Genomic DNA, 6789 nt, shown 5'->3' on the forward strand with positions numbered 1-6789 from the left:
GCGCTCAAGAGCACCGCTGAGTCGCTGCGCCACCGGACGGACCTGGGCGGCGTACGCCTCGACATCGGCGACGAGGACGAGCTGCGCGCCGACGTCGAGCAGATGAGAGCCTCGCTCGCGGCCGTGCTGCCCGCGGGGAACCCGGGGCGCGCCACGACGGGGGAGGCCGGCACCGGGGCCGACGGGCACACGGGCCCCGCACCCTTCGAGGTCCAGCGCATGGCCGACGCGGGTGTGGCGTGCGTCGTGCGCTCGACCGAGGACCAGCTCTTCGGGCCGGTCGTCTCGTTCGGTCTCGCGGGCGACGCCGTCGACCTCCTGGGCGACGTGAGCTACGGCGTGCCCCCGCTCACCGACGTCGACGTCGCCACGATGGTGCGCTCGATCCGGGCCGCGCCCCGCCTGTTCGGCTACATGGGGGCGCCCGTGGCGGACACCGCGGCGCTCGAGGACCTGCTCTCCCGCATGTCGCTCATGGCCGACGAGCTGCCCGAGCTGCGCAGCGTCGAGCTCTACCCGGTCGTGGTCGCCGAGCACGGCGCGGCGGTGCTCGGGGCGCGGGTCCAGGTGGCCGGCGCGCAGCGGGCCGACACCCTGCGCCGCGCGCTCCCGGGCTGAGCGGTCCCAGGCGCGCGGGCGGGCTGGCCCCGCCGCGCCGTGCGGTGGGAGAATGCGCGGGTGCCATCTGCTGAATCCCCCTCCCGGACCGACCTGACCTCCCAGCTGCGCCGCGCGGGCTACTACCCGGAGCTCGTGCAGGACGTGCTCGACGTCGCCATCGCCGGGGAGGACCTCGTGTCCCACCTCGTCTACGTCGAGACGACGTTCGACGTCGAGGTCCGCCGCCACCTGACGGTCCTGGTCCTCACGCCGACCCGCCTGATCACCGCGCACGTGGACGACCACCCCGCGGACAGCGAGAACCCGTCCGCGTCGGCCGCGGCGACGACCGAGTCGGTGCCGATCTCCGAGCTGCGCTCGGTCTCGTTGTCGCACGTGGTCGTCGACCCGGAGAAGCACCGCAGCGGCACGCCGCCCATCGAGGTGACGCTCGCGATCGGCTGGGGAGCCGTGTCCCGGGTGGACCTGGAGCCGGCGCAGTGCCCCGACCCGGGCTGCGAGGCGGACCACGGCCTGACGGGGCAGATCACGCCCGACGACATCGTGGTGCGCGTAAGCGCCGAGGCGGAAGGGCGCGACGCGGTGCGCAACGCCCTCGCGTTCGCCAAGGCCCTGTCGGCGGCGACGGCCCACGGCGTGGGCCGGGCGAGCCGGTGACGGTCCTGCCCGAGGTCCTCCCGGACGGGCTCCTCGCCCCGCGTTACGACGGGCTCGCCCTGAGCTCGGTCCTGCCCGGTGCGGCGGGCGCCCTGGGGCTGGACCTCACGACCACGACCGGCACGAGCTCGCTGCGGGCCCGGGCAGACCTGGGCCTGCCCGCCGCAGACCGGGTGTGCGTCGTGCTCGTCGACGGCCTGGGCCACGCGAACCTCACCGAGCGGGCCGGCCACGCGCCGTTCCTGCGCTCGCTGCTCGGCACCTCACGCGTCCTCACGTCGAGCTTCCCCAGCACGACGGCCGCGGCGATCGGCACGTTCGGGACAGGGACGTCACCAGGTCGCACCGGCATGCTCGGCTACACCCAGCGCGACACCGTCTCCGGTCGGCTCGCGAACATGGTCTCGTGGGACGGCGCCGCCGACCCGCGCGACCTGCAGCAGGAACCGCCCGTGCTGGAGCGCCTGGCCGAGGCCGGGGTCGAGGTCTCCTCGGTCGGTCCCGCCAGGTTCGCGGGTTCGGGCATGACCGTGGCCGCGCTGCGCGGCGCACGCTATCTCGCGGCCGAGTCCATCGCGGACCGCGTCGACACCGTGGCGTTCGAGCTCACGGCCCCCGGGATCGTCTACCTCTACTGGGGCGACGTCGACAAGGCCGGTCACCACCACGGCTGGCGCTCCCGGCAGTGGGGCGACGCGCTGTCGGACCTGGACCGCGAGCTCGGGCGCCTCGCCCGGTCGCTGCCGCACGGCACCCTGCTGATCGTGACGGCCGACCACGGCATGGTCGACGTCGACCGCTCGAAGCGCTGGGACGTCGCGAAGACCCCGGAGCTGGGGCGTGGTGTCGACCTCGTGGGTGGCGAGCCCCGTGCGGTGCACGTCTACGCCCGCCCGGACCAGGCCTCCTCGGTCGCGGCGCGCTGGTCGTCCGTCCTGGGCGACGACGCGATCGTGGCGCTGCGCGAGGACGCCGTGGCCGCGGGCTGGTTCGGCCCCGTCGCCGACCATGTGCTCCCTGCGATCGGGGACGTCGTCGTCGCGATGCGTGGCCGTGCCACCGTCGTGGACTCCCGCACGCAGACCGCGGCCTCCCTCCAGCTCGTCGGCGTCCACGGCTCGCTGACCCGCACCGAGATGCAGGTCCCGCTGCTCGTCACGACCACCTGAGCACGAACCCACCCCACCCGGTCCTGACCTACGGCCGGGTGTCCTCAGGGGACCGTCCCCCGTACCCGAAAGGCCCACGACCGTGGCAGAGCTGGTCTTCTTCTCCGGCACGATGGACTGCGGCAAGTCCACCCTCGCCCTGCAGCTCGACCACAACCATTCCGCGCGTGGTCGGACGGGTCTCAAGTTCTCCCGCAACGACCGTGCCGGGACGGACCGGCTCTCCTCGCGCCTCGGCCTCGAGGTCGCCGCGCACGAGGTACGGGACGACACCGACTTCTGGTCGTTCGTGGTGGACGCGCGCCGGCACGGTGAGACCGTCGACTACCTGATCTGCGACGAGGCCCAGTTCTACTCGACGACCCAGGTCGAGCAGCTCGCACGCCTGGTGGACGAGGTCGAGATCGACGTGTTCGCGTTCGGCATCACGGCGGACTTCCGCTCCCACCTGTTCCCGGGCTCCGCGCGGCTCATCGAGCTGGCGGACCGGGTCGAGGTGCTCCAGGTGCAGGCGCTGTGCTGGTGCGGGGCCCGCGCGACCCACAACGCGCGCACGGTCGACGGCTGGATGGTCGTCGAGGGGGCGCAGGTCGTGGTCGGCGACACGGGGGACAGCGAGAGCGAGGTCGCGTACGAGGTCCTGTGCCGACGGCACCACATGCGACGCATGACCTCTGCGTCGGCCCGGCTGCGCTCGGCGACCGGGGACGGGCTGGTCCTCGAGCTGTCGGACGACCCGGCCACACGCTGAGCCGGCGGCGACGCCGCGCGCAAGGAACCCCGGGGACGCCGCGGACGAGGGGGCGCGGAGGGACACGGCCCCTCGCCCGTCGCAGGTCAGTGCTCGGGCTTGGCCCCGAAGACGATCTCGTCCCAGCTGGGGACGCTCGCCCGCGGCTTGCGACCGCTGCGCCGTGGCTCGGCCGGGTGCGCCGCAGGCTCGGTGCGGTTCCCGGCGTCCTCGCGCCGGGAGCGCGGCGCGCTGGCCGGTGCGTCGTCTGGGTCGACGTCGGCCGTACGGTCGTCGCCGGTGCGGCGCTCGCGGTTTCCCGACCCTGCGGGGTGGGCGTCGCGCGAGTCCTGGTCAGGAGGCTCCTCGGACGGGTCGAGCCCCTCGTCCCGGCCCGCGCCCCGGCGGGCCGACCGTGACGGGTGAGCGCCGTCGTCGGGCCGGTGGTGCGCTCCTTGGCGCCCGCCCTGACCCAGGGTGATGACCTTGGCCCCTGCGGGCTCCTCGTCGCCGCGCGAGTCGTCGCGGCGCGACGACCGGTCGCCCAGGTCGAAGGTCTGCGGAGGGCCGAAGCCCTCGAAGATCGCCGGGTCCTCGTCGCGGTGCGCGCGCACCCCGCGCCGCTGGCTGAGGTCGTCGAGGATCGACGTCGTCTCGTCGTGCACCGGCAGGGTCTCGACGACCGGCGTGCTCGCGGGCTCGTCCGACGAGTCGGTGCCAGCCCGCTCGGGCGACGGTGCGGACGGCGCCTGGCCGCCCCCGCGTGCAGCGTGGTCGAAGATCGCGCCGCGCACGCCGCGCACGGGCTCGGCCTCGGGCGAGGCGCCGGACAACCAGCGGGCCTCGTCCTCGAGGGCGTGCAGAGAGCGGGACTGGGGGTCGTACGACCAGCGCGCGCTGCGGGCACGGTCGCCGATCAGGAAGAGCGCCGTGACGGTCCACGGCGCCCCGTGGGGGCGGGCCGCGGACCACTCGACGTCCTCGGGCTCGACGCCGCGGGCGGTCAGTCGCTCGGTGACGAGCTCGCCCAGGGTGGGGGAGCCCTCGTCGTGCCCCAGGCGGTTCTTGCGGACCTGCTCGACGACGAACTCCTGCTCGGCGAGCACGGGCCCCTCGAAGCGGCGCACCTGTTCGATCGGGATGCCGGCCTTCTCGGCGACCTCACGGGCGCTGTGGCCCGCGCGCAGCTGGGACTGGATCTCCCGCACGGGCAGGACCCCGGGGGCCTGGGCCCGCAGCTGTTCGAGCTGGGTGCGGTCGCGGCGTACGGCAGCGCGCAACGCGTCGTCGATGGGCAGCGTGAACCGCGCACCGTCCGCTCCGGCGAGGACGAGGGTCTCCCCGTCCTCGTGCAACCTCACCAGCTCGAGCTCGTTCATGAATCCTCCCACGCCGTGCAGACCGGCTCGTCGCCGGTGGGCCTGCACTCCCGAGAGTGCCATCCCGGATCGCCCGCGCGGCGCAGGCGGCTCGGTGTGCCGCGTTCCGGGGTCTGCTGGGATGATTCTCCCCGTGATCGAGTTCCCGATGGACGACGTCCTCGAGCTGGGCGCTGTGTTCTGCGCCGCGCTGTCCGGCGGGCTGTCCGCGATCCGCAAGTCCTTCGACATCTTCGGGGTGCTCGTGCTCGCATGGGCGACGGGCCTGGGCGGCGGGATCCTTCGCGACGTGCTCATCGGCGCGACGCCTCCCGTGGGGATCTCGAGCTGGCGCCTCGTGGTGGCCGCGCTGGCCGCGGGGGTGGTCATCTACTTCTTCCACCCGCGCCTCGAACGGATGCGGCGCGGGATCATCGTGCTCGACGCGGGAGCGCTCGCGCTGTTCGTGATCGTCGGGACGACCAAGGGGCTCGACTACGGGGTCGGCCTCATGGCCGCGGTGATCGTCGGCACCCTGACGGGGATCGGCGGCGGGGTCCTGCGCGACCTGCTCACGAGCGAGGCGCCTCTCATCCTCCAGGACCGCCAGCTCTACGCGGTGCCCGCGATCGTCGGCGCGTCGATCACCGCCGTCCTGTGGCGTGAGGGGTGGCTCACGGGGTGGACGCAGCTCGCGACGATCGCGCTGATCTTCGGCTTCCGGCTGGTCTCGCTGCGCCTCGGGTGGACCGTCCCCGGTCCGTGGTCGGGTCGTCGCGGCGGCGCGGGGTCGGGCAGGATGTAATGCGTGACCTCCTTCATCGATGACCCCCGCCTGCCCGACGACGTCACCGTCGCGGAGCTGCGAGCCCTCGCCGAGCGCCTGGCCCGGGAGGCCGGGGCGCTCGTGCGCGACGGCCGCCCCGAGCACGTCGAGGTGGCCGCGACCAAGTCGAGCGCGGTCGACGTCGTGACGGCCATGGACGCCGAGTCGGAGGCTCTGCTGCGGCGCATCATCGCCCGCGAGCGTCCCGACGACGCGATCCTCGGCGAGGAGGAGGGGGCGTCGGCGGGCACGTCCGGGCTGACGTGGGTCATCGACCCGATCGACGGCACGGTCAACTACCTGTACTCGGTCGCCTCGTACGCGATCTCGGTCGCCGTGGTGGCCGGTCCTCCCGACCCGGCCGAGTGGACCGTGCTCGCCGGTGCCGTGCACTCGATCGTCGACGGCCGCACCTGGACGGCCGGGCTCGGCGCGGGTGCGACCCTCGACGGCGAGCCCGTGGCCGTCAACCCCGCGGGCCCTCTCGCGACGTCCCTCGTCGGGACGGGCTTCGGGTACGACGCCGACCGGCGGCGCCACCAGGCGCAGGTGCTCGTGGACGTGCTGCCGAGGGTGCGCGACATCCGCCGGCTCGGTTCGGCGGCGATCGACCTGTGCCTCGTCGCGACCGGCAGCCTGGACCTGTACTACGAGCGCGGCCTCAACCCCTGGGACCTCGCTGCGGGAGCGCTCGTCGCGCAGGAGGCCGGTGCGACCGTGACGGGCCTGCACGGCCGCGCGGCGGGGGTCGACATGACGGTCGCGGGTCCGCCGCAGGCCGTGTCGGACCTGGTGGCGCTCCTGGAGGCGGCCGGTGCCGATTCCGACGGCTCCAGGTGAGGGAATCCGTCGGGCCTCGTGAGAGGTGACGAGGACCACTCGCGTCGGGGATGCGCCCGCGCGGTAAATGGTGCAGAATCCGTTCGCCCCCGGGAACAATTCCCGGCGGCGGAGCATTACACCGCGTACACCAGTCAGGACGTCCAGCAACACGTCCTACGGAGTGCCTGTTCGACGGCCTTCGCCGGACCGAACGACCCCCATGTTCGACCACGACGTTCCGGAGTGTGACCCCACAGATGGCAACTGACTACGACGCCCCCCGCAAGAGCGAAGAGGATCTCAGCGAGGACTCGATCCAAGAGCTGCAGGCTCGTCGCTCCGACAAGAGCTCGGGCGTTGTGGACGAAGACGAGACCGAGGCTGCGGAAGGGTTCGAGCTCCCGGGCGCGGACCTCTCCGGCGAAGAGCTCTCGGTCCGCGTGCTGCCTCGACAGGCTGACGAGTTCACCTGTTCGAGCTGCTTCCTCGTGCACCACCGCAGCCAGCTCGCGTACGAGAAGAACGGGCAGCAGATCTGCTCGGAGTGCGCGGCCTGACGGCCTGAGCCCCAACGACGGACGGCCGCCCCCCCCCCCGGGGGGGCGG

General features: G+C 73.6%; 8 protein-coding genes. 7 read left to right on the forward strand and 1 reads right to left on the reverse strand.

Annotation, left to right across the window (positions count from 1 at the left end; translation table 11 throughout):
- The 4 genes from H9652_RS19650 to H9652_RS04940 form a co-directional block, all read left to right on the forward strand.
- Nucleotides 1-618, forward strand: a 618-nt coding sequence (locus tag H9652_RS19650; protein WP_225227743.1) for an acetate--CoA ligase family protein, incomplete at its 5' end; no start/stop codon positions are given.
- Nucleotides 619-678: 60 nt separating this feature from the next.
- The gene (locus H9652_RS04930) at nt 679-1278 is read left to right on the forward strand and encodes a DUF5998 family protein (protein WP_138824282.1); all 600 of its coding nucleotides are present in this window, start codon (nt 679-681) and stop codon (nt 1276-1278) included.
- Nucleotides 1275-2447, forward strand: coding sequence for an alkaline phosphatase family protein (locus tag H9652_RS04935; RefSeq protein WP_191795215.1), 1173 nt, complete (start codon nt 1275-1277; stop codon nt 2445-2447). Before H9652_RS04930 ends, H9652_RS04935 begins: the two co-directional genes overlap by 4 nt.
- 82 nt (nt 2448-2529) lie before the next feature.
- Nucleotides 2530-3198 carry a thymidine kinase gene (locus H9652_RS04940; protein WP_191795217.1) on the forward strand — a complete coding sequence of 223 codons (669 nt, stop codon included), beginning with the start codon at nt 2530-2532 and terminating at the stop codon, nt 3196-3198.
- An 86-nt stretch (nt 3199-3284) separates the two neighbouring features.
- Here the strand turns inward: H9652_RS04940 and sepH are convergent, their stop codons facing one another.
- Nucleotides 3285-4556 (reverse strand): septation protein SepH, encoded by a 1272-nt coding sequence (gene sepH / locus H9652_RS04945; protein WP_191795220.1) that lies wholly within the window; start codon nt 4554-4556, stop codon nt 3285-3287.
- A gap of 133 nt (nt 4557-4689) precedes the next feature.
- Between sepH and H9652_RS04950 the strand changes: the two genes are divergently transcribed.
- The 3 genes from H9652_RS04950 (at nt 4690) to H9652_RS04960 (ending at nt 6740) form a co-directional block, all read left to right on the forward strand.
- Nucleotides 4690-5340, forward strand: coding sequence for a trimeric intracellular cation channel family protein (locus tag H9652_RS04950; RefSeq protein WP_318243982.1), 651 nt, complete (start codon nt 4690-4692; stop codon nt 5338-5340).
- Between the two features lie 3 nt (nt 5341-5343).
- A complete protein-coding gene (locus H9652_RS04955) occupies nt 5344-6201 on the forward strand; it encodes an inositol monophosphatase family protein (protein WP_318243983.1) in 858 nt (285 codons plus the stop codon).
- Between the two features lie 239 nt (nt 6202-6440).
- Complete coding sequence (locus H9652_RS04960) at nt 6441-6740, forward strand: DUF4193 domain-containing protein (RefSeq protein ID WP_030152516.1); 300 nt, start codon at nt 6441-6443, stop codon at nt 6738-6740.
- Nucleotides 6741-6789 lie beyond the last annotated feature (49 nt).

It is taken from the genome of Oerskovia rustica, assembly GCF_014836555.1.
Classification (GTDB): Bacteria; Actinomycetota; Actinomycetes; order Actinomycetales; family Cellulomonadaceae; genus Oerskovia; species Oerskovia rustica.

Coding starts and splice junctions, on each gene's coding strand:
- sepH (WP_191795220.1), bottom strand. CDS start 4,556: ATGAACGAGCTCGAGCTGGTGAGGTTGCACGAGGACGGGGAGACCCTC.
- H9652_RS04960 (WP_030152516.1), top strand. CDS start 6,441: ATGGCAACTGACTACGACGCCCCCCGCAAGAGCGAAGAGGATCTCAGC.